The 25,181-nt window shown below is 70.7% G+C and carries 25 protein-coding genes and 1 tRNA gene; 12 read left to right on the top strand and 14 right to left on the bottom strand.

Annotation, left to right across the window (positions count from 1 at the left end; all coding sequences use genetic code 11):
- Positions 1–67: 67 nt before the first annotated feature.
- On the bottom strand, positions 68–1,357 hold the full coding sequence (locus tag ACFSGX_RS01215; RefSeq protein ID WP_380926863.1) for a cell wall hydrolase: 1,290 nt from the start codon (positions 1,355–1,357) through the stop codon (positions 68–70).
- 105 nt (positions 1,358–1,462) lie between these two features.
- Here ACFSGX_RS01215 and ACFSGX_RS01210 point away from each other — a divergent pair, with 105 nt between their 5' ends.
- Positions 1,463–2,002: a metallophosphoesterase gene (locus tag ACFSGX_RS01210; RefSeq protein WP_380926861.1), complete on the top strand. Its 540-nt coding sequence runs from the start codon at positions 1,463–1,465 to the stop codon at positions 2,000–2,002.
- Positions 2,003–2,153: 151 nt separating this feature from the next.
- Here the strand turns inward: ACFSGX_RS01210 and ACFSGX_RS01205 are convergent, their stop codons facing one another.
- Positions 2,154–3,089 carry an NAD(P)/FAD-dependent oxidoreductase gene (locus ACFSGX_RS01205; protein ID WP_380926860.1) on the bottom strand — a complete coding sequence of 312 codons (936 nt, stop codon included), beginning with the start codon at positions 3,087–3,089 and terminating at the stop codon, positions 2,154–2,156.
- Between the two features lie 82 nt (positions 3,090–3,171).
- Here ACFSGX_RS01205 and ACFSGX_RS01200 point away from each other — a divergent pair, with 82 nt between their 5' ends.
- The 3 genes from ACFSGX_RS01200 to ACFSGX_RS01190 all read left to right on the top strand — a co-directional run bounded on the left by ACFSGX_RS01200 (position 3,172) and on the right by ACFSGX_RS01190 (position 6,461).
- Positions 3,172–3,525 carry a thiol-disulfide oxidoreductase DCC family protein gene (locus ACFSGX_RS01200; protein WP_380926859.1) on the top strand — a complete coding sequence of 118 codons (354 nt, stop codon included), beginning with the start codon at positions 3,172–3,174 and terminating at the stop codon, positions 3,523–3,525.
- Positions 3,526–3,553: 28 nt separating this feature from the next.
- Positions 3,554–4,402, top strand: coding sequence for an oxidoreductase (locus ACFSGX_RS01195; RefSeq protein WP_380926857.1), 849 nt, complete (start codon positions 3,554–3,556; stop codon positions 4,400–4,402).
- 106 nt (positions 4,403–4,508) lie between these two features.
- Positions 4,509–6,461, top strand: coding sequence for a CocE/NonD family hydrolase (locus ACFSGX_RS01190; RefSeq protein WP_380926856.1), 1,953 nt, complete (start codon positions 4,509–4,511; stop codon positions 6,459–6,461).
- 168 nt (positions 6,462–6,629) lie between these two features.
- On the opposite strand, the gene ACFSGX_RS01185 is transcribed toward ACFSGX_RS01190, so the two are convergent.
- From ACFSGX_RS01185 to ftsE, 5 genes are all read right to left on the bottom strand, one after another.
- Positions 6,630–7,802 (bottom strand): serine hydrolase domain-containing protein, encoded by a 1,173-nt coding sequence (locus ACFSGX_RS01185; protein WP_380926854.1) that lies wholly within the window; start codon positions 7,800–7,802, stop codon positions 6,630–6,632.
- Positions 7,803–7,871: 69 nt separating this feature from the next.
- Positions 7,872–8,570 (bottom strand): lysophospholipid acyltransferase family protein, encoded by a 699-nt coding sequence (locus tag ACFSGX_RS01180; RefSeq protein WP_380926852.1) that lies wholly within the window; start codon positions 8,568–8,570, stop codon positions 7,872–7,874.
- Positions 8,571–8,617: 47 nt separating this feature from the next.
- The gene (locus ACFSGX_RS01175) at positions 8,618–9,148 is read right to left on the bottom strand and encodes a YdcF family protein (protein WP_380926850.1); all 531 of its coding nucleotides are present in this window, start codon (positions 9,146–9,148) and stop codon (positions 8,618–8,620) included.
- Positions 9,145–10,041, bottom strand: coding sequence for a cell division protein FtsX (locus ACFSGX_RS01170; protein ID WP_380926848.1), 897 nt, complete (start codon positions 10,039–10,041; stop codon positions 9,145–9,147). Before ACFSGX_RS01170 ends, ACFSGX_RS01175 begins: the two co-directional genes overlap by 4 nt.
- Positions 10,038–10,754 carry a cell division ATP-binding protein FtsE gene (gene ftsE / locus ACFSGX_RS01165; protein ID WP_380928190.1) on the bottom strand — a complete coding sequence of 239 codons (717 nt, stop codon included), beginning with the start codon at positions 10,752–10,754 and terminating at the stop codon, positions 10,038–10,040. The genes ACFSGX_RS01170 and ftsE overlap by 4 nt, the downstream gene beginning before the upstream one ends.
- A gap of 169 nt (positions 10,755–10,923) precedes the next feature.
- Between ftsE and ACFSGX_RS01160 the strand changes: the two genes are divergently transcribed.
- A complete protein-coding gene (locus ACFSGX_RS01160) occupies positions 10,924–11,697 on the top strand; it encodes a zinc-ribbon domain-containing protein (RefSeq protein ID WP_380926846.1) in 774 nt (257 codons plus the stop codon).
- On the opposite strand, the gene ACFSGX_RS01155 is transcribed toward ACFSGX_RS01160, so the two are convergent.
- Entirely contained in the window at positions 11,663–13,045 is a 1,383-nt protein-coding gene (locus ACFSGX_RS01155; RefSeq protein WP_380926844.1) for an MATE family efflux transporter, read from the bottom strand. The two genes, ACFSGX_RS01160 and ACFSGX_RS01155, sit on opposite strands and share 35 nt — an antisense overlap.
- Positions 13,046–13,204: 159 nt before the next feature.
- On the opposite strand from ACFSGX_RS01155, the gene ACFSGX_RS01150 reads away from it, so the two are divergent.
- Positions 13,205–13,290, top strand: a tRNA-Leu gene (locus tag ACFSGX_RS01150).
- A 218-nt stretch (positions 13,291–13,508) separates the two neighbouring features.
- Here the strand turns inward: ACFSGX_RS01150 and ACFSGX_RS01145 are convergent.
- Positions 13,509–15,200: a DEAD/DEAH box helicase gene (locus ACFSGX_RS01145; protein ID WP_380926842.1), complete on the bottom strand. Its 1,692-nt coding sequence runs from the start codon at positions 15,198–15,200 to the stop codon at positions 13,509–13,511.
- A 35-nt stretch (positions 15,201–15,235) separates the two neighbouring features.
- Positions 15,236–16,465 (bottom strand): BaiN/RdsA family NAD(P)/FAD-dependent oxidoreductase, encoded by a 1,230-nt coding sequence (locus ACFSGX_RS01140; RefSeq protein WP_380926840.1) that lies wholly within the window; start codon positions 16,463–16,465, stop codon positions 15,236–15,238.
- A 73-nt stretch (positions 16,466–16,538) separates the two neighbouring features.
- On the opposite strand from ACFSGX_RS01140, the gene ACFSGX_RS01135 reads away from it, so the two are divergent.
- The 5 genes from ACFSGX_RS01135 (at position 16,539) to ACFSGX_RS01115 (ending at position 22,046) form a co-directional block, all read left to right on the top strand.
- Positions 16,539–17,633, top strand: coding sequence for a type III polyketide synthase (locus tag ACFSGX_RS01135; protein WP_380926838.1), 1,095 nt, complete (start codon positions 16,539–16,541; stop codon positions 17,631–17,633).
- Positions 17,630–18,322: a methyltransferase domain-containing protein gene (locus ACFSGX_RS01130; RefSeq protein WP_380926836.1), complete on the top strand. Its 693-nt coding sequence runs from the start codon at positions 17,630–17,632 to the stop codon at positions 18,320–18,322. Before ACFSGX_RS01135 ends, ACFSGX_RS01130 begins: the two co-directional genes overlap by 4 nt.
- Complete coding sequence (locus tag ACFSGX_RS01125) at positions 18,319–19,383, top strand: NAD(P)/FAD-dependent oxidoreductase (RefSeq protein ID WP_380926834.1); 1,065 nt, start codon at positions 18,319–18,321, stop codon at positions 19,381–19,383. Before ACFSGX_RS01130 ends, ACFSGX_RS01125 begins: the two co-directional genes overlap by 4 nt.
- A 31-nt stretch (positions 19,384–19,414) precedes the next feature.
- Positions 19,415–19,813: a peptide-methionine (R)-S-oxide reductase MsrB gene (msrB, locus tag ACFSGX_RS01120; RefSeq protein ID WP_076068846.1), complete on the top strand. Its 399-nt coding sequence runs from the start codon at positions 19,415–19,417 to the stop codon at positions 19,811–19,813.
- A gap of 118 nt (positions 19,814–19,931) precedes the next feature.
- Entirely contained in the window at positions 19,932–22,046 is a 2,115-nt protein-coding gene (locus ACFSGX_RS01115) for a transglycosylase domain-containing protein (protein WP_380926832.1), read from the top strand.
- Between the two features lie 154 nt (positions 22,047–22,200).
- Here the strand turns inward: ACFSGX_RS01115 and ACFSGX_RS01110 are convergent, their stop codons facing one another.
- Genes ACFSGX_RS01110 through ACFSGX_RS01095 form a run of 4 tightly spaced genes read right to left on the bottom strand, consistent with a single transcriptional unit; the run spans position 22,201 to position 24,487 of the window.
- Complete coding sequence (locus ACFSGX_RS01110; RefSeq protein ID WP_380926830.1) at positions 22,201–22,917, bottom strand: M48 family metallopeptidase; 717 nt, start codon at positions 22,915–22,917, stop codon at positions 22,201–22,203.
- 58 nt (positions 22,918–22,975) lie between these two features.
- Complete coding sequence (locus ACFSGX_RS01105; protein ID WP_380926828.1) at positions 22,976–23,449, bottom strand: hypothetical protein; 474 nt, start codon at positions 23,447–23,449, stop codon at positions 22,976–22,978.
- Positions 23,450–23,453: 4 nt separating this feature from the next.
- Entirely contained in the window at positions 23,454–23,897 is a 444-nt protein-coding gene (locus tag ACFSGX_RS01100) for a YcgN family cysteine cluster protein (protein ID WP_157176725.1), read from the bottom strand.
- A complete protein-coding gene (locus ACFSGX_RS01095) occupies positions 23,894–24,487 on the bottom strand; it encodes an SCO family protein (protein ID WP_380926826.1) in 594 nt (197 codons plus the stop codon). Before ACFSGX_RS01095 ends, ACFSGX_RS01100 begins: the two co-directional genes overlap by 4 nt.
- 103 nt (positions 24,488–24,590) lie before the next feature.
- On the opposite strand from ACFSGX_RS01095, the gene ACFSGX_RS01090 reads away from it, so the two are divergent.
- Positions 24,591–25,178, top strand: coding sequence for an ankyrin repeat domain-containing protein (locus ACFSGX_RS01090; protein WP_380926824.1), 588 nt, complete (start codon positions 24,591–24,593; stop codon positions 25,176–25,178).
- Positions 25,179–25,181 lie beyond the last annotated feature (3 nt).

The raw sequence follows: 25,181 nt of genomic DNA, 5'->3' as shown, positions 1-25,181 counted from the left end.
CCGCCCGTCCGCGCGGCAAAGCCAGTCTCGCTTGACCGCCGCGAACCGGCGGTTTGCGCGTCCGCGCTCATTCCGTCCCCGGCAGGCACTGCGTCTTGTCCGCGCGCGGCACCTGGCGGCAGTTCCAGTGGCTGCGTCCCGCCGGCTCCCCCGGCCGACGGTGGAACAGGAACGTCGCGGTGCGCAACGCGGACAGCTTGAACGGCACCGAGTCCGCCACACGGTCCGGATCGAGCCACCCGCCCACCGTGCACGCTGGCAGGTCGCGACACACCGCCTGCGCCACCGCGGGATAGCCGTCCGCCGGCGCACCGGGCGAAAGCTCCAGCGCATAGTCCGTGCCGCCCGGCGTCCCGAGCCGCAGTACATGCCCCTTCAACGCCGCAGTCGACACGCCGGGCAACGTCACGGTCGGGCGCTTTTCCAGATAGACCGTCTCGTCCGACGGCATCGCCGGCACGCCGAACGTGGTCAGTCCGTCGGTTGTCGTCGGCAACACCGGCACGCCCGCCGCGGTCGCCAGTGCGGCCGCACCCGGCACGCGCGGATCGACCGCCTCGCCCCCGGCATAACGCCCGTGGAACGCCTGCGGCGTCCCCCAATAGCCGCGCCAGCGGAAGAACAGATGCGTCTTTACGCGCGACAGCTTGTCCAGCGTCACGCTCCAGTACGGCACGACCCAGTCGGTATGATAATGGGTCGCATAGCCCACGGACTTGTCGACATCCCCGGCCAGTGCCTTCGCCGCCACGTCCTCGGCGCGCTTCCATGCCACGTCGGACGGCCGCCGCGCCGCCATCGACCCGTCGCAGGTGAAGCTGAACTGGCAACCCGTATGCCGCTCGCTGCCCTGGAACACCACGCCGCACACCGTCTTGGGATAGGCCGGGTGGAGCACGCGATTGAGCACCACCTGCGCCACCGATCGCTGCCCCACCGGATCGTCGCCCGCCTCGTAATAGACCGCGGTCGCCAGGCAAGCGGTGGCCGCGATCCGGTCCACCGGGCTGCCCGCGAACTTGAACGGCGGCGCGGGTCGCACCGGGCCGGGCACGAACGGCACCATCGAGTTGATCAGCCGCGCGCGGTCGGGGGTCAGCTGGATCAGCTCCAGCGGCTCGACCGCCGGCTTCGGAATCGGCGGCACCACCACCGTCGCACGCCCGTCGCCCGCCCGCAGACCCGCCTGCCCGCCCGCCGCGCGCGACGTCACCCGTGGCCCCGGCCCGCCGGTGCCCACCCCGATCCCCATCAGGATCGCCAGCGCCAGCAGCGCGACCACGCACGCCGCGAAAATCGCACGGCGGCGCTGCTCGTCGGTCAGGTGGATTTTCGGCAGGGTCTTCGGCAGTGGCACGCTTGGTCGTTTCCTCATCAGTCGCGGCGGCAACGTCCCGCCGCCCGGTTCGTGCCGTCGCCGTCACGCGACGGAACGGCAGCCGTCGCGAAACGCTCTCCGCTCATGGCGATCTTCTTCACCGCCGATACCCATTTCGGCGACCACCGCACGCTCAATATCCACCGCCGCCCGTTTTCGGGCGTGGCGGACATGGACGCCGCGCTGATCGCCGCCTGGAACGCCGCGGTCGGCCCGGACGACGAGGTCTGGCACCTCGGCGACGTCGCCCGCCGGCTCTCGGATGTCGCCCCACTCCTCGCCCGGCTCAACGGCCGCAAGCACCTGCTCCGCGGCAACAACGACGCCCCGGCCATCGCCGACGTCGCCGGCTGGGAGTCCGTGCGCGACTACATCGAACTCGACATCGACGGCACTGCGATCGTCGCCTGCCACTACCCGTTCCGCAGTTGGAACGGCCAACACCGCGGGACGCTCAACCTCCACGGCCACAGCCACGGCAAACTCAAACCCCTGCCGCGCCAATATGACGTCGGGGTCGATGCACAGGGGTTCCGCCCGGTAACGCTGGCAGAGATCCGCGCGAACCGCCCCTCACGCCCCACCCGGACCCCCGCGGACGCGGGGGTCCAGCTCGAACCCTAAGACGACAGCGTAGAAGAAGAAGCTGGATCCCCGCCTCCGCGGGGGTACGACGTAGGATCGCCTGGTGAGCGATGATGTTCCCCGGCGAAGGCCGGGGCCTAGGCGAAACGCTGGCGTCTAGACCCCGGCCTCCGCCGGGGAACACCACGCATCACCCCAAAACCTCAGCCAACCGCCGCCCCGAAACCCAGGCCCCCTCAACCCGAGGCCCACTCAACCAATCCCCACACACCCCGATCCCGGTCGCACGATCCCACAACGCCTCGCACCCCACGGCCCCCGACCGCGCAAACCGCCAGCGATGCGCCGTCGCCACCACCGGCGCCGGCAACATTACCCCCGCCACCTCTCCAAGCGCCGCCAACACCGCAGCCTGCACCTCCCCCGCATCATCCTCCAGATGCGCCGCCGACCAGTCCGCCGTCGCATGAACCGTCCAGGCCTCGACACCACCCCGCCCCGGCTTCGACCCACCGCGCGCGGCAAAATCAATGATCCCCGCCCGCCGCACCGGCGCGTCACCGATCGGCAGCAACGCATCGAACACCGCCAGCACCGTCCAGCACGGCAGCGACGGCGTCGCCCGCGCCTGCGCCGCAAAGGCCGGCACCCATGCCTCGACCAGCGCCGGAACCTGCTCCGCCGGCACCGCGACCACGACGGCCTCAAACCCGCCATGCACCGCGTCGCCCGCCTGCAACGACCAGCCATCAGCCCCGCGCACGATCGCATCGATCCGCGTGCCCCAGCGCACGTCGCCCGCATCCGCCATCGCACGCAGCGGCGCGTTCATCGCCGGCGTCCCGACCCACGCATCGTCTCCCATCGCCGGCCAGCGCGCCACGACGCCCGTCGCCTCCCAATGCGCCACGCGCGCAACGAAATCCGGATCGCGCGCCGTGAAATATTGCGCGCCCATATCGCACGTCACCTGGCCCAGCGGCGTGTCCAGCCGCCGCGTCGCCATCCGCCCGCCCGGCCCGCGCCCCTTGTCGAACAGCGTCACCTGATGCCCGCCCGCCACCAGCCGCTCCGCACAGGACAGCCCCGCCATTCCGGCCCCGATGATCGCCACCCGCATGCTCATGCCCTCTCACGCCCAGGTCGCGCCCGGGCTTTATCCTGCTGTCCCCGCTGGCATAGCGGCGCCCGCGCGCCATATGAAGGGCATGACGACACTGACGGTCTGGTTCGATGGCGGTTGCCCGCTCTGCCTGCGCGAAATCGCGCTGATGCGCCGGCTGGACCGCGCTCGCGCGATCGATTTCGTCGATGCGACGTCCGGCGACACGTCCTGCCCCATCGATCGCGGCGCGTTGCTCGCGCGCTTCCATGCGCGGGAGGACGGCGTCCTGCTGTCCGGTGCCGCCGCCTTCGCCGCGATGTGGCGCGCCATCCCGCTGCTCCGCCCGCTCGGTCTGGCCGCACGCAACCCGCGCGTCCTGGCGCTGCTCGAACGCGGCTACATCCGCTTCCTGCGCGTTCGCCCCAGGTTGCAGGCGCTCGCCCGCCGTCGCGGCTGACCTCTCCTCTTCAAGATCGGAACACCCCATGACCGCAGCAGAAACCCCCGTCTGGTTCATTTCCGGCTGTTCCACCGGGTTCGGCCGCGCGCTGGCGGAGGCGGTGCTGGCCAAGGGCTGGCGCGTCGTCGCCACCGCGCGCGATGCGGACCGCGTCGCCGATATCGTCGCGATCGATCCGGACCGCGCACTCGGCCTGTCGCTCGACGTCACGATCGGCAACGAGGTCACCGCTGCAGTCGCCGCCGCGGAGGACCGCTTCGGCCGCATCGACGTGCTCGTCAACAATGCCGGCTACGGCTACCAGGCCGCGATCGAGGAGGGCGACGACGTCGAGATCCGCGCGCAGTTCGACGCCAACGTCTTCGGCCTGTTCGCGCTCACCCGCGCCGTCCTGCCCGGCATGCGAATCCGCCACGCGGGCCACATCATCAACATCACGTCGGTCGCCGGGATGGTCGGCTTCCCGGGCTCGGGCTACTACGCCGCCTCCAAGCACGCGGTCGAAGGCTTCTCGGACGCGCTGCGGACCGAGGTCGCGCCGCTCGGGATCGCCGTCACCTGCGTCGAACCCGGCCCGTTCCGCACCGACTGGGCCGGCCGCTCGCTGAAACAGACGCCCAACGTCATCGTCGACTATGCCGAAACCGCCGGCGCGCGGATGGCGAGCACCGCAGGCATCAGCGGCACGCAGGCCGGTGACCCGGTCCGCGCCGCCGCCGCGATGATCGCGCTGACCGAACAGGCCGACGCCCCGCGCCACCTCGTGCTCGGCAGATGGGGCTATGACGCGGTGGTCAAGGCGCTCCACGAACGCATCGCGGAGATCGAGGCCGCCCGCGACACCGCCCTCGCCGCCGACTTCCCGGAGGCGTGACCGGCGCGCCCGCCCTCACCGGCGGCGGGCGTTATCGTTGGACAGCGACGGGTCTTTGTAGTTCCTTGGGCGCTTGCCCAGACCGGACCGCGAGGACCTGCACCACATGCGTTTCAAATCGTTCGACCTCGTCGCTGCCGCCCTGCTGCTCGGCACCGCGCTCGCCCCCGCCGCCGCGCAGATCGAGTCAAAGGTCGCGACGGTCGCCGCGATCCCGCCCGGCGGCGATGTGCCCAAGGCGTTCGTGCCGGTCCGGACCGGCTACGACTATGTCAAGCGCACCGTCATGATCCCGATGCGCGACGGGGTGAAGCTGCATACCGTCATCCTCGTCCCCAACGCGGTGAAGCGCGGCCCGATCATGCTCGATCGCACGCCCTATGATGCGGACCGGATGCTCGCCCGCGGCGGCGGTGGTCCACTGATCGAACAGAATCTCTCGCCCGCCTATGCCGAACTGGCGCGCGCCGGCTACATCATCGTCGGGCAGGACGTCCGCGGCAAGGACGGGTCGGGCGGCGACTATGTCATGAACCGCCCGCTGCGCGGTCCGCTGAACCCAACCAAGGTCGATCACGCGACCGACGCCTACGACACGATCGACTGGCTGGTGAAGAACGTCCCCGAATCGAACGGTCGCGTCGGCACGATCGGCACCAGCTACGACGGCTTCACCGCGCTGATGAGCCTCATCAACCCGCACCCCGCATTGAAGGCGTCCGTCCCGATCAACCCGATGGTCGATGTGTGGAAGGGCGACGACTGGTTCCACAACGGCGCGTTCCGCCAGGAAATGATGAGCTACGTCTACAAGCAGACCGCGACCAAGGGGTCCGATCTGGAATGGTACAGCACGCGCTACGACGATTACGACACGTTCATGGCCTATGGCTCCCCCGCCGCCTACGGCCGCGCGATGAAGATGGAGCAGCTCCCCTTCTGGAACCGCATCCTCCAGCATCCGGCTTACGACGCCTTTTGGCAGGAACAGGCGGTCGACAAGCTGCTCGCCAAGGCGCCGCTGACCGTCCCCACGCTGTTCGTCGACAGCCTGTGGGATCAGGAGGATATCTACGGCGCCCCTGCCGCTTTTGCCGCAACCAAGGCGCGATCGAACGGCAAAGCCCACCTCGTGCTCGGCCCGTGGCATCACGGTCAGGGCAATGGCGATGCCTCGCGGCTTGGCGCGATCGAATTCGGATCGGACACCGGCAAGGCGTTCCGCCGCGACGTGATGATCCCGTTCCTCGACAGCAAGCTGAAGGAAGGCGCCCCCGCCGCCGACATCGCGCCCGTCACCGCGTACGAGACCGGCACCAACCGCTGGACCCGCCACGCCGACTGGCCGCTCGCCTGCACCACCGGCTGCGCGACCGGCATGACGCCAATGTATCTCACCGCGAACAGCGGCCTGACGCTCGGCACCGCGCCCGCCGCGACCGCGGCTGCGTACGACGAATATATCTCCGACCCGGCCAAGCCGGTCACCTATCGCCAGCGCCCGAACATCTCGCCCTGGGCGACCGGCTCCACCTGGCGGCAATGGCTGGTCGACGATCAGCGGTTCGCCGCCGGCCGGTCGGACGTGCTGACCTACTCCACCCCCGTCCTGACCGCGCCGGTGAAGATCGCAGGCCAGGCGATCGCCCACCTGTTCGCCTCGACCAGCGGCACCGACAGCGACTGGGTGGTGAAGCTGATCGACGTCTACCCCGACCTCGTCCCCGAAAAGCCGGAAATGGGCGGCTACCAGCTCGCCGTCGCGATGGACGTGCTCCGCGCCCGCTACCGCGATGATCCGTCGAAGGCGACGCCCGTCCCGGCGGGCCAGGTCGTGCCCTACGCCATCACGCTGCCCGACGCGGACCACGTCTTTCTCCCCGGCCACCGCATCATGGTGCAGGTCCAGTCGAGCTGGTTCCCGCTCTACGACCGCAACCCGCAGACCTTCGTCCCCAACATCCTGGACGCCAAGCCCGCCGACTATGTGAAGGCCACGCAACGCATCTACCACGCGCCGTCCCGGGCCAGCTACATCGCGCTCCCCGTGGTTAGGTAACGCCTCCCACCCCGTCCATCCCGAGCGAAGTCGAGGGACCCTTCGAGCGCAGCCGAGAAGCCGACAGGCCCTCAAAGCTACGCTCGAAGGCCAGCGAAAACCCCAAACCCCCCACCCCGTTCGGTTCGAGCCTGTCGAGAACTCCGCGCAACGCCCCCACGAATCCCCTCACCCCGAGGGCGGGCAGAACGCCGCAGACAGCAAGGCATGGGACAAGCCCTTCCCCTGCCAGATTTCCCCAAAATCCACGCTGTCATCATTCGTGAAGACCGCAACCAACCGCCCCAGCGCCGGCGCAATGACGTTGCGCACCTGCGTCCCCGCCACATCCCCGCGCCGCTCGATCAACGTCACAGGCCCCGTACAACCGGCCAGCGGCGCCGGAAACGACCACACCCCCAGCGCCTGATATCCCAGCTTCGGATCACCCCGCCACAACACCGCCCGGCTTTCCGCCGACAGCAACGTCCCCGCGACCAGCGCCCGATCGAAATCCGCCAGATCCCGCGCGGACCCGGTCAGCCCCCCGGCGGCCCCATAAGTCGCCACATTGATCGCCGGATAGCGACGGCCCCCCGCGGTATACCCGATCGCCGCCGCCCCGCCCCACGGCACACCATCGCGCGCCATCCGCAACGTCCGCAACCCGAGCGGCCGCGCGATCCGCTCCGCCACCAGCGCCGCGAACGACTTCCCGCTCGCCCGCTCCAGGATCGCCGCCAGAACCAGATAATCGCAATTATTGTAGGAAAACCCGGCCCCCGCGGGCTTCCCTGTGCCCGCGCAAATGCCATAGGCCCGCGCCCGGTCCCCGATCCGCGCACCGGTTTCCAGATAGAATGCCGGCACCTCGTCCGCGTTCGCCGTCGTCTCGTTCGGGTTTGGCAAACCCGACTGATGCTGGAGCAACTGCCGCACGGTGATCCGATCCCCCGCTGCCCCCGGCCAGTCGGGCAGATAGCGCCGGATCGTCCCGTCCAGCGCCAGCGTCCCGGCCTCGACCTGCTGCATCACCAGCACGGCCAGCACCTGCTTGGTCACCGACGCCCAGAGCCAGCGGTCGCCCACCCGGTGCGCCCGGCCGCGTTCCCGGTCGGCCGCCCCGCGCGCCCGATTGAGGATCGGCCCGTCACCGTCCGCCAACACGATCTCCCCGGCTAGACCCGCGCTCTCCGCCACCGCCATGACGCGGTTCATTGCCACCTGGCGATCCGGCACCCGGGCGGGATTGGGCACGGGTTCAGCCGCCAGTGCTCCGCTCGCGCAGCAGGCCGCCGCGACCGCCCACCGCATTCCGCCACGCTGCTTCACGGCACGCCCCCAAAGCCGATCGATCGTCACCGCGTTGGTGCCTCATCCACCGATCGCCCGCCATTGGCAAAACGTCCCAGGCCCGCGCGTCGACCGGGGCTACGCCTGCCGCACCGGCCCGTTCAGCGCGTTGATCGCGTCCAGCACCTGCGTCTCGATCGCCTCACGCTTCAGCCCCGGCACGATCGGCGGCCCGAACCGGAACGTCACCGTGCCCGAATGCTTCACGAACCCCTTGGGATAAACCCGCCCACTATCCAAAGCGACCGGCACCACCGGCAACCCGAGCGTGCGGTACAATCCCGCGAACCCCGGCCGCAACGGCGCGCGCGTGCCCGGCGCCGTCCGCGTGCCTTCCGGGAAGATCACGATCGACCGGCCCGCCGCCACCGCCGCCTTGGCCGCGCGCATCATGATGCGCAGCGCGGTCGCCGATCCCTCGCGATCGACCGGGATCACGCCGTGCGCCCGCGCCGCGCGGCCCCAGCCAAAGATCTCGGTCAGCTCCTGTTTCACCACCACCGCCGGGTCGGGCAGCAGGATGATCAGCTCCAGCGTCTCGAACATCGACTCGTGCTTCGCCGCCACCAGCGCCGGCTCCTGCGGGATCACCCCCTCCACCCGGATCCGGATGCCGAGCAGCCAGCGCGCGCACCACCGGTGCCAATAGGCCCAGCCGCGACTGACCTTCAGCACCGGCGTAGTCCCCAGCGGCGCCACGATCAGCGCCAGCGTCACCGCCCCCACCGACCCCGGATAGAAGAACAGCGCGAACAGGATTGATCGGATCAGGGCCATGGGTCGAAGGTCTCTCTCAAATCAATTCTCGGCCGGGAACAGACGCATCAATACCCAAGCGGCGCCGCCACGCGCCGCAGCAGATACTTGGTATATTCGGTCATCAGCACCACGAAACTCGGCTCGCTGCGCACCCCGTCCGGCACCACCGCGACGCCGTCACCCAACACGCGGCGCAGCTCGAACCGCGCGCGCGCCATGTGCCAGTCGGTCGTCACCAGCCGCACCGACCGGTATTTGTGCCGCGCCACCCAGGCCGCCGTCTCGTCCGCGTTGCTACGCGTATCGACCGATTCGTCGCCCAGGTCGATGCAGCACGCGATCAGCCGGCGCGGCACGCCATATTCGGCCACCAGGTCCCGCGGCCGCACGCGCCGGTCGACACCAGAAATCAGCATGCGCCGCGCCTGTTTGGCCTCCATCAACGCCACGCCGCGTTGGATCCGCCCCGGCCCGCCGGTCACCACCACGATCCCGTCGGTGCGCTGGTCCGGCCCCGGCCCGGGCAGCGCGACCGTGAACCACACGAACCCCAGCGCCCATATGACCAGCACCAGCGATCCCAGCCGGACGATCACAGCAGCCGCCCCAGCGCGCGCACCACGGTCCAGCGCGCCACTGCCGCCGCCAGCAATGTCGTCGCCAGCGGCAACGCGACCAGCACGCCCCCACCCCACAGCGGCAACGATACCGACCCGACCAGTTCGGACCCCAGCCCCGCCAGCTGCCGCCCGAGCAGCGCCAGCACAGCCACGCCCGCCCCAAGCCCGATCAGCCCGGCGAACAGCGCGTCGAGCGCGATCCGCCGCTGGAATAGCCGCGCGACCTGGATATCGGTCGCCCCCAACAGGTGCAGCACATCGATCGTCCCGCGATGCATGTCGAGCGCCGACGCCGCAGCCAGCACCACCACGAACCCGGTCGCCCCCACCATCAGCAACACGATCGCCAGCGCCAGCCAGCGCAGCGTCCCGATCAGCCGCGACACCGGGGCCAGCGCCGCACGATGATCGTCGATCCGCGCATCGGGTGCGACCGTCCGCAACCCCGCCGCCAGCGCCGGCACCGCGTCCGCCCGCGCCAGCGCGACGTCGATCAGCACCGGCAGCGGCAGGTCGTCCGTCCCCTGCGCGCCGAGCCACGGCTCCAGCAGCGTCGCCATCTCCGCCGCACCCACCCGGTCGGCGCTCGTCACCGCCGGGTCGCGGCCGAGTACCGCCAGCGTCGCCGCCGCCTGCCGCTCGCGCGCCGCCGCATCGGCCTGCACGATCTGTACTGTCGCGCGATTGGCCAGGTCGCCGCCGATCTCGCGCGCCGCCTGGCTCAGCGCCAGCCCGCCCGCCGCCGCCAGCGTCGTCAGGAACAGCATGATCGCCAGCACCCACGGCATCGGCCCGGACAGCCGCCCCTCGCGCAGCAACCGCCGGTCGGCCGCACGCACGGACGGGAACAGCGCCACCAGCCGCCTCATGTCCCGGTCCGCGGCGGATAACGCAGCGCACCGGTCGGATCGGACAGCCGCCCCGCCTCCAGCCGCAACGTCTGCGCGTTCGACACGCGCGACAGCAGATGGATGTCGTGCGTCGCGACCACGATCGTCGTGCCCAGCCGGTTGAGCGCATCGAACAGGTGGAGCAGCCGCCCGGCCATCTCCGGGTCGACGTTCCCGGTCGGCTCGTCCGCGACCAGTATTTCCGGCCGCGCGATCACCGCGCGCGCGATCGCCACGCGCTGCTGCTCCCCGCCGGACAATGTCGCGGGCAACGCATCGGACCGCGACGCCAGTCCGACCCACGCCAGCATCTCGCGCACCGGCGCGTCCAGATCGCGCTCCTCCACCCCCGCCACGCGCAGCGGCAGCGCGACATTGTCGTACACGGACAGATAGGGGATCAGTCGGAAATCCTGGAACACCACGCCGATCCGCCGGCGAAACCCGGGCAACCGGTCGCGCGGTACCGTCACCATATCCTCGTCGAACAGGTGGATCGCGCCGCGCGTCGGCCGCTGGGCGAGATAGAGGAGCCGCAGCAGCGACGTCTTGCCCGCGCCCGACGCGCCGGTCAGGAAATAGAAGGCCCCCGGCGCAAGCGCGAAGTTCAGGTCGGACAGCGTCTCGCCATCCGATCCTCCATCCGAGCCGTAGCGCAGGCCGACATTCTCGAACCGGACGATGCTGCCCATGGCCCTCCCTTCCGCGCCCGCCTTGGCATGGCGCGGGTCCGCTCCGCAAGCCGGCCGGTCGGAGCGGCGGACCGACCGCACCATCGCGCCGCGCCGCTTGCCGCGATGCGGACAAGGTGCTTTATCGATCCGGACACCCCCGCCCCGCTGCCAGACCGTCCGGAAACCGATGATCCTCATCTGCCCCGCCTGTTCCACCCGATATCTGGTCCCGGACACCGCGATCGGCACCACGGGCCGCCAGGTCCGCTGCGCCGCCTGCCGCCACAGCTGGTTCGAATCGGCACCTGCGACGGTGCTGGCCACGGAGCCGCTGCCGACCGTCGCCACCGCCCCCGTACCGACTCCGGTTCCGGCCCCGGTCGCGGCACAGCCCGCCCCGGTCGCAGCACCACCGGCACCCACGCCGGCCGCAACCCCCGCCGCCGATCACCCGCGCCGCGTCTACGGCGAGGAGGATCTCGCCGCGCGCAGCGGGATCGATCCGTTCGCGCACGCCCCGCCGTTCCGCCCGCGCCGCAACCCGGCCAAGCTCTGGACGCTGATCGCGGTGCTGGTCGGCGTCCTGCTGATTGCGGCGATCGCGGCGTTGCTCGTGCTCGTCCCCGGCGACATGGCCGGCCGGGTCGGGCTCACCACCGGCAGCACGCAGAAACTCTACGTCAAATCGCTGCGCCAGGAACGGCGCGTGATGGAAAGCGGCAACGAGCTGCTCGAAGTCAGCGGCGTCGTGATCAACCCGACCGACACGGTGCAGCCGGTGCCCGACATCCGCGCCGAACTGCGCGATGCGTCGCGCCGCACGGTCTATAGCTGGACGATCACGCGGCCCGCCCGCACGCTGCAACCCGGCGCCAGCGTCGATTTCGACAGCGCCGCGGTCGATGTGCCGAAGGGATCGGCCGACGTCAGCCTGCGCCTGGCGGAACCGATCGCGAACTGAGCCCCAGCCGCCGGGCGATCACCGCGAACCGCGCGCCCTGCAACGCCGCCGCCGCGACCATTCCGCCGCCGCACGCCAGCGCCAGCCCCGGCGCGCCCCAACCCGCGACGTACAGCCACCAGCCGAGCCCGCCGGTCACCCCGAAATAGGCCACCACGCCGTTCACCCCGGCCGCCACCTGATCGCCCAGCGACCGTAGCGCATAGACCAGCACCAGCTGGATCCCGTCGAACAGCATGAACGGCGCCAGCGTCGCGACCAGGACGATCCCCATCCGGATCGCCGCGGGGTCGGGCGCGGACAACGGCGGCACGATCCAGTCCGCCGTCAGCCAGAGGATCGCCCCCATCCCCCCCATCGCCAGCGCGGCCAGCCCGACCGCGATCAACGTGCGCGGCACCGCCTGCTCGGGCTCCCCCGCCCCGACCGCATTGCCGACCCGCACGCCTGCCGCCGATCCGAACCCCAGCGCGGTCGCGAACGCCAGGTTGTGGAGCGAGAACATCGCCTGAAACCCCGCCGCCGCGACATCGCCCAGCCGCGTCGACAGCACGATCAGCCAGGCGAACCCGATCAGCTCCAGCGCGGACGTCAACGCCGGCACCACGCCGAATCGTGCGACCTGCGGCACATCGCGCAACGCCGCGGTCCACGCCGCCACGGACAGGTCGCGGATCCGCCGCGGCCCGGCATCCGACACGGTCCAGGTCGCCCCCAGCAACGCGACCGCGCCGAGCGCCGACACCGTCGCGGTCGCATGCGCCGCCCCCACCGCACCCAGCGCCGGCAGGCCCGCATGCCCGCCGACCCACGCCCAGGCCAGCACCGCATTGGCCGGCAGCATGACCAGGTTCACCACCGTCACGCGCCCCGGCCGGCTGATCCCCTCCAGAAAATACCCCGTCGCGATCAGGATCAGCTGCGCGGGCATCGCCGCCGCCATCGCGCGCACCACTGCGCCGCCCTCCGGCACCAACGCGGGCGCCACGCCGGCCGCGCGCAACATCGCCTCGCCCCCCAGCCACAATGTCCCGCCCAGCAACGCGCCGAGCAGCACCGCATAAATCAGCCCGACGCGCAGGCAGCCGCCGGTCTGCGCCGGATCGCGCGCGCCGTCCGCCCGCGCGGTGAACACCAGCACGCCGACCAGCGCCGCAAGTCCCATCACGATCATCACGAACGTCACGCTTCGGCTCGCCGCCAGGGCCGCCAGCTCGTCCACCCCGGCGCGCCCGACGACCGCGACGTCGATCAGGTGCATCAACGTCCAGTTGAGGCTGCCCAGCGCCACCGGCCACGCGAGCGCGGTCAGTCGCCGGGCCTCGTCCTGCCAAGCTGTCGGAAACATCCTCACGCCGCGCTCGGTACAGCCTCCCCCGCCCCGCGTCACGCGTCCGGTCGCATCGGAAAAGGGCACCGGGCCAAAGGCGGTTGCGATCGGCCGACACCGCTGCTAGAGACCGCCGCCTACCAACGTCGCGGTTCGCCGTGGCAAGGTCCCTGATGTGCGGTCATGGCGAAATGGTAGACGCGCAACGTTGAGGTCGTTGTGTCCGAAAGGACGTGGAAGTTCGAGTCTTCTTGACCGCACCATCATAGAAAAAGCCGGGCCGGGGATAACCCCAGTCCGGCTTTTCTGTATCTGGGCCCCCTATTCCCCCCTCCCTTTCAAGGGAGGGGCCGGGGGTGGGTGCCGCCGCGNCCCCCCCCCGCCGCGCAGACGGCGGCGCGCGTCACAAGGGCCGACCGGCGAGTCTGCGCTCGCCACCCACCCCCCGGCCCCCTCCCTTGAAAGGGAGGGGGAGCAGTATTCAGCTCCGACCGCGATACGGCTTCGGCTGATACTTCGGCGCACCATTGCCACGCGCCGGCGGCGGACCGCGCCGCACGCGGGTCTGCTGCGGCGGCGGGCGATCGCCCAGCGGTTCGATCGACACATCGTCCTCACCACCCGCGGTCCGGCGCAGTGCCTCGGCGAAACGCTCGGCCACCTCGCGGCGCACCTCGAACACCGTCTCCGAGTCACCGATGCGGATCGCACCGATCTCGCTCTTGGTGATGTGCCCGCGACGGCACAGCAGCGGCAGCAGCCAGCGCGCATCGGCATTGCCGCGGCGGCCGACGTCCATCCGGAACCAGATCGTGTCCTCGAACCCCTGGCGCGGCCCTTCCATGCGCTGCGCGACCTGCTGGTCGCTGTCGGCGAACATGTCCTCCGGCTCGGGCAGGCGGGCACGGTACGACCGCACCAGCGCCGCCGCGATATCCTCGGCCGGATGCTTTTCGAGCAGCGCGCGTGCGACGGCCAGATCGTCCTCGGCCGCGGCACCCGGCTGGATCGTCTCGACCAGCCGCTCGTGATCCTTTTCGCGGATCATGTCCGCGGTCGGCGCCTTTTCCCAGCGCGGGCGGATGTTGGCGGTCCGCATCATGCCCTCGGCCCGGCGCCTGCGCGGGAACGGCACGATCAGCACGCAGACGCCCTTGTTCCCGGCGCGGCCCGTCCGACCCGAACGGTGCTGCAACGTATCGGCACCCACCGGCAGTTCGGCGTGGATCACGAGTTCGAGCCCGGGCAGATCGATACCGCGCGCGGCGACGTCGGTGGCGACGCACACCCGCGCCCGGCCATCGCGCAGCGCCTGCAACGCATGGCTGCGTTCCGACTGCGACAGCTCGCCCGACAGCGCCACGGCTGCAAAGCCGCGCTCCACCAGGCTGGCGTGCATGCGGCGCACATTGTCGCGCGTAGCGCAGAACACCAGCGCGCCGGGCGCTTCCTGGTAGCGCAGCACGTTCACGACGGCATGTTCGATGTCGGCCGGTGCGACGGTCATCGCGATATAGTCGATGTCGGCGTGCGATTCACCGCGCGCCATCGTCTCGATGCGGTGGCCGTTCTTCTGGTACCGGCGCGCCAGATCGACGATCGGCCGCGGCAACGTGGCGGAGAACAGCAACGTACGGCGGCTGTCCGGCGTCGTGTCGAGGATCTGCTCGATATCGTCGCGGAACCCCAGGTCCAGCATCTCGTCGGCTTCGTCCAGCACCACGGCGCGCAAGCCGTCGAGCACGAGGCTGCCGCGCTCCAGATGGTCGCGCAGCCGGCCCGGCGTCCCGACCACGATGTGCGCGCCCTGCGCCAGGTTGCGCTGCTCCTGCCGCACGTTCATCCCGCCGACGCACGACGCGACCCGCGCGCCCGTCTGCAGGTACAGCCACTTCAGCTCACGCTCGACCTGCAACGCCAGTTCGCGCGTCGGTGCGACGACCAATGCCAATGGCTTCTCGGCGTAACCGAACCGCTCCTCGCCTTGCAGAAGCTCGGCGGCGAACGCCAGGCCGAACGCGATCGTCTTGCCGGAACCGGTCTGGGCGGACACAAGGAGGTCGCGGCCGACGGCGTCGGGCTCCAGCACGGCGGACTGTACGGCGGTGGGCGTTTCGTAACCGCGTTCGGTCAACGCCGCCGCCAGCAAGGGGGGCAGTTGGGAAAAAGGCATAGATTATCCGGATCGGGTAAGGGAGTAATCGCGCCCTATAGCACCAAACCCGCGCTCCATCCACTCGCCCACGCCCACTGGAAATTATACCCGCCCAGCCAGCCCGTCACGTCGACCGCTTCGCCCACGAAATACAGGCCCGGCGCGGCCTTCGCCTCCATCGTGCGCGACGACAGCCCGGCCGTATCGACCCCGCCCACGGTCACCTCGGCCTTGGCGAACCCCTCGGTCCCGTTCGGCGTGAAGTCCCAGCCGTTAAGCCGCCGCCCCGCCGCCTCCAACTTCGCATTCGTCTGGTCCGCCATGTTGCCGGGCATCGCCAGCGCGTCCGCGACCACGCCCGCCAGCCGGTCGGGCAACAGGTCCGCCAGCACGCGGCGCAACTCGGTCCGCGGCCGCATCCGCTTCGCCTCCAGCAGCGCCGCCGTCGCATCGCGTTCCGGCAACAGGTCGATCGCGACGCTGTCGCCGTGCCGCCAATAGGACGAGATCTGCAGAATGGCCGGGCCGGACAGCCCCTTGTGGGTCAATAGCGACGCCTCGCGGAACGCCGCCTTCCCACACTTCGCCACGGTATCGAGCGCGACGCCCGCCAGCCCGCGAAACGCCAGCGCATCGCCACCGAGAGTCAGCGGCACCAGCGCGGGCCGCGGCTCGACCACCTTGCATCCGAACTGCCGCGCCAGGTCATAGGCATAGCCGGTCGCCCCGATCTGCGGGATCGCCGGGCCGCCCGTCGCCACCACCAGCGATGGCGCCGTGAACCGCGTCCCGTTCGCGACCACCACATAATCGCCGTCGCGCGTCACCGACTCGATCCGGTGCCCCAGCCGCAGCTCGACGCCGCCCGCGCGCATCTCGTACGCCAGCATGTCGACGATCTGGTGCGCCTTGCCGTCGCAGAACAGCTGCCCCAGCGTCTTTTCGTGCCACGCGATCCCGTGCCGATCGACCAGCGCGATGAAGTCCGCGGCCGTGTAGCGCCCCAGCGCGGACTTCGCGAAATGCGGGTTCTTCGACACGAACCGGTCCGGCACCGTGCCGATATTGGTGAAATTGCACCGCCCGCCGCCGGAAATCAGGATCTTCTTCCCCGGCGCATCGGCATGGTCGATCACCACCACCCGCCGCCCGCGCTGCCCCGCGGTCAGCGCCGCCATCATGCCGGCCGCCCCCGCGCCCAGCACGATTGCGTCATAGTGTTCGGTTGCCGCGCCCTGTTCCATCGCCCCGCCCTGCCCCCGTCCGGGACCGAATGTCCACATCCGCGCTGCATATTTGAACCGACAGCCCGCGCGATCCGTATTAGCATCCACTGTTGTCCAACCGGGAGCCCGCGTGCCGCCGTCCACCGCCCATATCCACGCGATCGGCACCGCCGTCCCGTCCCACGACATCCACCGCGCCTTCGTCGACTGGGCCGCGGCACGCCTCGAGGCGCCGGGAGGAATTGGGGCCGGCGACCGACGCGCGGCCGCGCTGTTCCGCCGGATGGACCAGCGCGCGGGCATCGCGGCGCGCTGGTCCGTGCTGCCGCCCACCCCCACCGGCGGATCGCCGGTCGCGGACGGCGGCTTCTACGCGGTCGATCCGCTGCCGCCGACGTCCGCGCGCATGGCGATCTACGCCGACGCCGCCCCGCCGCTCGCCCTCGCCGCCATCGCCGCGCTGGCCGGCCAGACCCCGCTCGGCACGATCACCCATCTTGTCGTCGCCAGCTGCACCGGCTTCATGGCACCAGGGCTCGACCAGATCCTGGCCGACCGGCTCGGGCTCGATCCCGCGGTCGAACGCACGCTCGTCGGCTTCATGGGCTGCTATGCCGCGATCGTCGCGCTGCGCACCGCGCACCACATCGTCCGGTCGGAACCCGCGGCGCGCGTGCTGGTCGTGACGGTCGAGCTCTCGACGCTCCACCTGCAACCCGCGGGCGAACTCGAACCGCTGCTCGCCATGCTGCAATTCGGCGACGGTGCCGCCGCCGCGCTCGTCACCGCCAAACCTGGCGGGTTCGCGATCGAACGCCCGTTCGCCGCCACCCTGCCCGACACCGCGCACCTGATCCGCTGGGCGATCGGCGACACCGGCTTCGCGATGCACCTCTCGGGCGAGGTCCCCGGCCATATCGGCCGAGCCCTCACCGATCCCGCCTTCCGCGACCGGCTGTTCCCCGACGGCGTCGCCGCGATCGACGCCTGGGCGGTCCATGCCGGCGGCCGCTCGATCCTCGACGCGGTCGAGGGCGCGCTCGGGCTCGACCCCAACGCGCTCGACGCCTCGCGCTCCGTGCTGAAACGCTACGGCAACATGTCGTCCGCCACGCTGATGTTCGTGCTGGCCGACCTGCTCGACCGCCCCGATGCCCGCAACGGCCTCGCCGTCGCGTTCGGCCCCGGTCTCGCCGCCGACGGTTTCCGGTTCCACCGGGCATGAGCTTGGCGGTTCGCAGCACGGCCGAGGAGGCGATGGACGCGCCCGACTTGGCCGAAGCGGACTACCGCGCCGTGCTGGCCGATCTCGCCACCGTCAACACCGTCACGATGGCGCGCCGCCCGACGCTCGATTTCCTCGCGCGCGCGGTCGGCACCCGCAAACGCTTCCGCCTGCTCGACGTCGGCTACGGCGAGGGCGACATGCTCCGCGCCATCGCGCGCTGGGCGGCGAAACGCGGGATCGTCGCGGACCTCGTCGGGATCGACCTCAACCCCAACAGCGCAGCCGCCGCCCGGGCCGCAACGCCCGCAAACATGACGATCGACTACCGCACAGGCGACTATGCGGACCTCGCCGGTGGCGGCTTCGACATCGTCGCCTCCAGCCTCGTCGCGCACCACATGACCGCGCCGCAACTCCGCGCCTTCCTGCGCTTCATGGAAGCCGAAGCCGCCGCCGGCTGGATCGTCAACGACCTCCACCGCCACGCCTTCGCCCACGCCGGCTACCCGCTGCTCGCCACCCTCCTGCGCTGGCACCCGATCGTCCGCGCCGACGGCCGCCTCTCGATCGCCCGCGCCTTCCGCCCGGCGGAATGGCACGCGATCCTCGCCGACGCCGGCATCGGCCCCGCGGCCAAGGTCGTGCGGCGCTTCCCGTTCCGGCTCTGCGTGGAACGGCTACGATGACCCCGCTGATCGCCGGCGGCGGTCCGGCTGGTGCCACCGCCGCGATCCTTCTCGCCCGCGGCGGCGCGTCTCCCCGGCTGCTCGAACGGACAACCGCCCCGCACGACATCGTGTGCGGCGCCTTCCTCGGCTGGGACGCGCTCGCCAGCCTCCGCGCGCTGGGCATCGACCCGGCCGCACTCGGCGCCCACCCCATCACCCGCGTCCGCGTCATCGCCGGCGGGCGCATCGTCGAAACCGCGCTCCCCCACCCCGCCGCCGGCCTCTCGCGCCGCATCCTGGACGAAGCACTCCTTGCCGCCGCCACGACCGCCGGCGCCCGCATAGACCGCGGCGTCACGATCCGTGACGCGACCGGCACCACGCTCCGCCTGCGCGACGGCGACACCGCGACCGGCGACGCGCTGTTCCTCGCCACCGGCAAACACGACCTGCGCGGCCTCGCCCGCCCACGGCCCCTCGCCCCCTCGATCGGCTTCCGCACCGCACTCCCGGTCTCGCCCAAGCTCACCGCGGCACTCACCGGCATGATCGAACTGCACGCCTTCGACGGCGGCTATGCCGGCATCCTGTTGCAGGAGGACGGCCGCGCCAATTTCTGCCTGTCCGCCAGCGCCGACCGCATCGGGCCCGGCGGGGTCGACGCGTTGCTCGCAGATATCGCCCACGACGCCCCGCTGCTCGCCGATCGCGCCGCCACCGCGCAGGACTGGGTCGCCATCGCCGGCGTGCCGTACGGCTGGCGCACCGGCGAAACCGAGCCCAACCTGTTCCGGCTCGGCGATCAGGCCGCCGTCATCGCCTCGCTCGCGGGCGACGGCGTCGCGATCGCCCTCGCCAGCGGCGCATCCGCAGCCAGAGCCTATCTCAAGAGCGGACCCGCCGGCGCACAGGCCTGGCAACGCGACTTCGCCGCCAGGTCGCGCCGCCCGCTGCTCGTCGCCTCCACCATCCGCCACATGGCCGAACATCCGCGCTGGCGCGGGCCCATGACCGGCCTGCTGGCCGCCCTGCCCGGCATCGCCCGCATCGCCGCCCGCGCCACCCGCATCGGCCATTGACGGAGCCCGGCGCGCTTCCCAAATTCCAGTTATGGAAAAAATCGAGAAAACCGACGCCGAGTGGCGCGCCACCCTCTCCCCGGAACAGTATCAGGTGCTGCGCCAGGCCGGCACCGAACGCGCCTTCACCGGCCCGTTGAACGACAACAAAGCGCCGGGCGAATATCATTGCGCCGCCTGCGGCACCCTGCTGTTCGACAGCGCGCAAAAGTATGATTCTGGCAGCGGCTGGCCCAGCTTCACCGCCCCCGCCGAGGACGGCGCCGTCGACGAGCATGTCGACCGCGCCCACGGCATGGTCAGGACCGAGGTCCGCTGCGCCGCCTGCGAAGGGCATCTCGGCCACGTCTTCCCGGACGGCCCCGGCGAAACCGGCCTGCGCTACTGCATGAACTCCGCAGCGCTCGCGTTCGAACCGCGCGAGGACTGACCGACCATCCCGGCGCAAGCCGGGATCACCCGAGAAACGGGCCAACCCCCGTTACCCACCGTCCCGCCGGTCCCGGCTTGTCGCGCCATCGCAACCCGTCTAATCCGACGGACCATAGATGGCACGCTCCCCCAGCTCCCCCGCCGCCAATCCCGAGCCTCGCCGCGGCAAGCGGTTCGGGACGATCGTCAAATGGCTGGTCGCAATCGGCGTCGCCGGCCTGGTCGGCACGTTCATCGCGGTCCTGATCGCGGTCGCCTCGCTGCCCGGCTATGACGAGCTGAAACTCAGCCCCAACGGCCAGTCGATCCGCGTGCTAGCGGCGGACGGCACCCAGATCGTTAACATGGGCCCCGCCCCCGGCGAATGGATCCCGATTGATGCCGTCCCGTCCGTCATGCAGGACGCCGTCGTCGCGGTGGAGGATCGGCGCTTCTACCGCCATCCTGGTATCGATCCGATCGGCATGGCGCGTTCCGCCAAGACCGCCTGGGAACGGCGCGGCACCGGCCGCCGCCTCCAGGGCGCGTCGACCATCACGCAGCAGATCACGCGCAACATCTTCCTGACCAACAGCTACACCGCCGGCCGCAAGATCCGCGAGATCATCCTGGCGATGGCGATGGAATGGAAATTCTCGAAGCGCCAGATCCTCGAACTCTACCTCAACCGCGTCTATTTCGGCGGCGGCGCCTACGGCATCGACGCGGCATCGCGCAAATTCTACGGCCACCCCGGCACGCGGCTCAGCCTCGGCGAAGCCGCGATCCTGGCCGGCCTGTTCAAGGCACCGTCCAACTATTCGCCCAGCGCCGACGCGCAGGCCGCGGTCGAACGCGCGCGCGTCGTGCTGTCCGTGATGCGCGACGCCGGCAAGATCAGCTACGCCGAACAGGCCGAAACCGACCCCGCCGACGTGAAGCTCGCCCCCGAACCCAAGCGCAACAGCGTGCGCTACTTCACCGACTGGGCCCTGGCGCAGCTCGACACGCTGATTGACGAGACCACCGCCCCGATCGACGTCTACACCACGCTCGACCTCGGGATGCAGCGCGACGCCGACAACGCGATCCGCGCCAACACGCCCGCCGGGCTGCAGGCGGCACTCGTCTCGCTCGACCAGGACGGCGCGGTGCGCGCGATGGTCGGCGGCAAGGACTATGTCTCGTCGATCTACAACCGCGCGACGCAGGCCGAGCGCCAGCCCGGCTCCGCGTTCAAGCTGTTCGTCTATCTCGCCGCGCTCGAATCGGGAATGACGCCGTCCACCCCGGTCGTCGATGCGCCGATCAACATCGACGGGTGGAGTCCGCGCAACGCATCGCGGCGCTTCTCCGGCCAGATCGACCTGCGCACCGCGTTCGCCTTCTCGATCAATACGGTCGCGGCGCGGATCGGGCAGCAGGTCGGGTTCGACACCGTCGCCGACATGGCGCGCCGGTTCGGCATCACCACGCCCGTCAACACCCACCCCGCCATGGTGCTCGGCTCCTCCAACGTCCGGCTGATCGACATGACGCGCGCCTTCGCCTCGGTCGGCAGTGGCGGCGTCGCGGTCATGCCCTACGGCATCCTGCGCGTGGTGCAGCAGGGCACGCAGGAGGTGCTGTACGAACACCGCGCCGACGACGCCCGCGTGCTCGTCGCCCCGCAGGTCGCGGCGCAAATGACCGACCTGCTCCAGACCGCGGTCAACACCGGTTCCGGCCGCGCGGCGCAGATCGGTCGCCCGGTCGCGGGCAAGACCGGTACGACCTCGTCCAACAAGGACGGCTGGTTCCTCGGCTTCTCCAGCGGGCTCACCACCGGCGTCTGGATGGGCCGCGACGACGCGAAGTCGGTCGGCGGGTTGCAGGGCGGTCGCGCGCCTGCCGCCGCCTTCGCCGCCTTCATGCGTCAGGCCGTCGCGAACCGTCCCGACCCCGGCTTCAAGACCGACGTGACGCTCCCAGAATGGCAGCTCGAACCTGACGAAGAAGCCTATTTCGGCGAGCCCGATCAGAACTTCGTCGATGAAAACGGCGAATCGACCGCCCCCGTCGACATCGCGCCCCCCGCGCCGCGCCTCCCCGCGCAGGACGACCAGCCCGAAGACCCCGCCCCCGAACAACGCGAACCGGCCCTCGACCAGCAATGGCTCGACGGCGTCCTCACCCGCGGCGACCGCCCCGAACGCGCACCCCGCACCGAACGGGAACCGCGCGACCGCCGGGACCCGGACGGGCAATTGTAACGCATGACCCTCTCAAACAAATGCCGTCCCTGATCCGTTCGGTTCGAGCCTGTCGAGAACCCTGCGCGGGGGTAGCTACCCGCTCCAGCCGAGGGCAATCTAACTCGCCCCAGCTCGCCGGTACGGTGTTGACCAGGCCGCGCTTAGGTAAACGCTAAGCCTGCCGCCCATATCCCTGGATCAGCGCCCCATTGCGCCGCAACCACTCCCGCTCCACCCGCGGTTCACGCCCGTACAACCGCGCCACCGCCGCATGGAACGCCGCGCTGTGGTCCATGTGAATACGGTGCGCCACCTCATGCGCGACCGTCGCGCGCCGCACCGCGGGCGGCGCCAGGATCAGCCGCCAGCTGTAGCGGATGTCGCCCCCCGACGAACAACTCCCCCACCGCGACCGCGCATCGCCGATCCCAACCGCGCCCACCGCGACCCCCGCCAGCGCCGCATATTCGCGCGTCTCGGCATCCAGCACGCGCCGCGCCTCCGCCGCCAGCCAGCGCAGCACGCGCCGCGCGACCAGCTCCTCCGGCCCGCCCAGATGCAATCCGTCCGCAGCGCGCCGCGGCGTCCGCGGGCCGCCGGCGGACCACAGGATCGGCAGCGCGCCGTCTTCATACGGGATCACCGCCCCCGGCCCGATCGCCGCGACGCTCGGGATCGCCGCCAGCTGCGCCTCGATCCAGTCGCGCTTGCTCTCCACCCACGCCAGCGCAGGCTTCAACGCCCCGCGCGCCGGCATCGTCAACCGGACCGACCGGTCGCGCGGATCGACCCGCAACCGCAACGCCTTCGACTGCGCCATGCGCCGCACGACCAGCGGCGCATCGCCGAACGACGGCAACTTCGGGGCAGGGCGCGAAAACAGACTCATCGCGCCGATCTATAACGGATCAAGTCGCCCGCGAACCGGCTTTTCGCGCCATCCGGCGCTAGCGTTGCGGCAAGAGTTCGGGCTTGGGCTGAAGCTCGTTCTCAGGCTCGGGCCTGGTTTCGCGCCGCGCTTCGATCGCCTGACGCTCCAGCTCCCATTCGCGGCGCATCTGCTTCATCAGGCCACTTTGCCCGCCCGCGCCGTCCGGGCTGCTGCTGTCCGGACGCCCGCTCCGCGCCGCCTCCTCCGCCCACACGTTGCGCGTTCCCCACGCGGTCGCCGCCCCCGCCTTGCGCGGCTGCGGTTCCGCACGGATCACGTCCGGGATCCGGTAAAGCTCCTCCGTCCGCCGACCACAGACGGTGATCGAGTCGGACCGTGCGCCCTGCCGCGGACAGGGCGTCGCGGCCCCCGTCAGCGCCCGCGACCGGGCCAGCGCGTCCGCGGATGTGGCTCCCTGCCCCGCAGCGGTCCCGGCGACATTCAGCAACAGCAGCGACAGTCCGTGTCGCAACGGTCGCGCCCCCGCCATCGCGCTACAGTTCGCGCTCGATAATGTGGTTCTCCAGATCGCCGACATCGTCCTCCGACACCGTCCAGCCCCGCACCGAAACGCCCGCGCGGTGCACCGCCTCGCGGTCGCCCGAGATGAGATAATGCCAGTCGTAAAGCGGCGCCCCGTCGCGGATCAGCTTGTACGCGCAGGTCGACGGCAGCCAGTCGAGCTGGTCCAGCTTCGCCGGGGTCAGCCGCACGCACTCCGGCACGAACGCGTGGCGCCGGCGGTAATCGCTGCACTGCCCCGATCGGCGGTCGAGCAACCGGCACGCGACGTTGGTCGGCAACACCTCGCCCGTCTCCTCGTCCTCCAGCTTGTGGATGCAGCATTTGCCGCAGCCGTCGCACAGCGATTCCCACTGCGTCCGGCTCATCTTGGTCAACGGCACTGTCTCCCAGAACGGGCGCGGGGCGTCCGTCATGCGACCCAGCGATCGAGGTCGGCCGCCACCGCATCCGCACTCTCGTCCGCGCGCAGCAACGCGACCGGCTTCCCGTCCGGCGCGAACAGCATCGCCATCCGGCTATGGTTCATCAGATACGCGTCGGGCTTCGGCCCGGCCTCCTTGGAATAGATCACGGCATAGCGCTTCGCGACCGCCGCGATCTGCGCATCGGTGCCGGTCAGCCCGACCAGCGGCGCCCCGAACGCGCCGACGAACTGCTTCACGACCGTCGGCGTATCGCGCGCCGGATCGACCGAGACGAAGATCGGCTGCACCTTGGTGGCGCGCACCGGGTCCGCCTTTGCAAACGCCCGATACCCGGCCATCAGCCGCTGCACGTCGAGCGGGCAGACGTCCGGGCAATAGGTGTAGCCGAAATACATGACGCGATATTTGCCGGCATAGCTTGCCTCGGTCACCGCGCGTCCGTCCTGATCGGTCAGCGCGAACGCCCCGCCGATCGTCGCGCCGGCCAGCGGCGGTTCCTCCACCGGCTTCGACCCGCATCCCCCGAGCGCGAGGCAGAACGCCAGCACGGGCGCGGCAAGGAGGTGAGTCTTGTTCATGGCGGGGCCAGCCATGCTTTGATAAGGCGGCGGTAGCAAGGATTTGGGCATCACGGGGGACTTGGGGATGCGGATGACGGGTAACAAGCGAACGCTGGCAGTCTTGGCCGCGGCCCTCTGCGCACTGACGGCCGTCGCGACGCCGGCCACGGCGCAGTTCACCGACAGCTTCAGCTTCCTGAAAGCGGTGCGCGACCGTGACGGGCCCAAGGTTGCCGAGGCGGTCGAGCGGCCGGGGTCGCAGATGATCAACACCAAGGACTATACGACCGGCGAGGCCGCGCTCCATATCCTCGTCAAGCGGCGCGACAGCGGCTGGCTCGGCTACCTCCTGTCCAAGGGCGCCAGCGTCGACATCCGCGATCGGGAGGGGAACACCCCGCTGCTGCTCGCCGCCCAGATCGGTTATGTCGAGGGTGCGCGCGCCCTGCTGGCGGACGGCGCGGCGGTCGATGCGATCAACACGCGCGGCGAAACGCCGATCATCCTGGCGGTACAGGCCCGCGACCCGGCGCTCACCCGCCTCCTGATCTCCGCCGGGGCCGACCCGACCCGCCCCGATCGCATCGCCGGCAAGACCGCGCGCGACTATGCCGCGCAGGACAGCCGCGGCACCGCGCTGCTCAAGATTCTCGACGAGGCGAAACCGGCCAAGGCCGCCAAGCCGGTCATGGGCCCCGTCCGCCGCTGACCC

The sequence above is a fragment of the Sphingomonas arantia genome (genome assembly GCF_042682045.1).
GTDB lineage: Bacteria > Pseudomonadota > Alphaproteobacteria > Sphingomonadales > Sphingomonadaceae > Sphingomonas_R > Sphingomonas_R arantia.
Note: the sequence above shows the minus strand (reverse complement) of the source record. Positions and strands in the feature narration are given on the sequence as shown.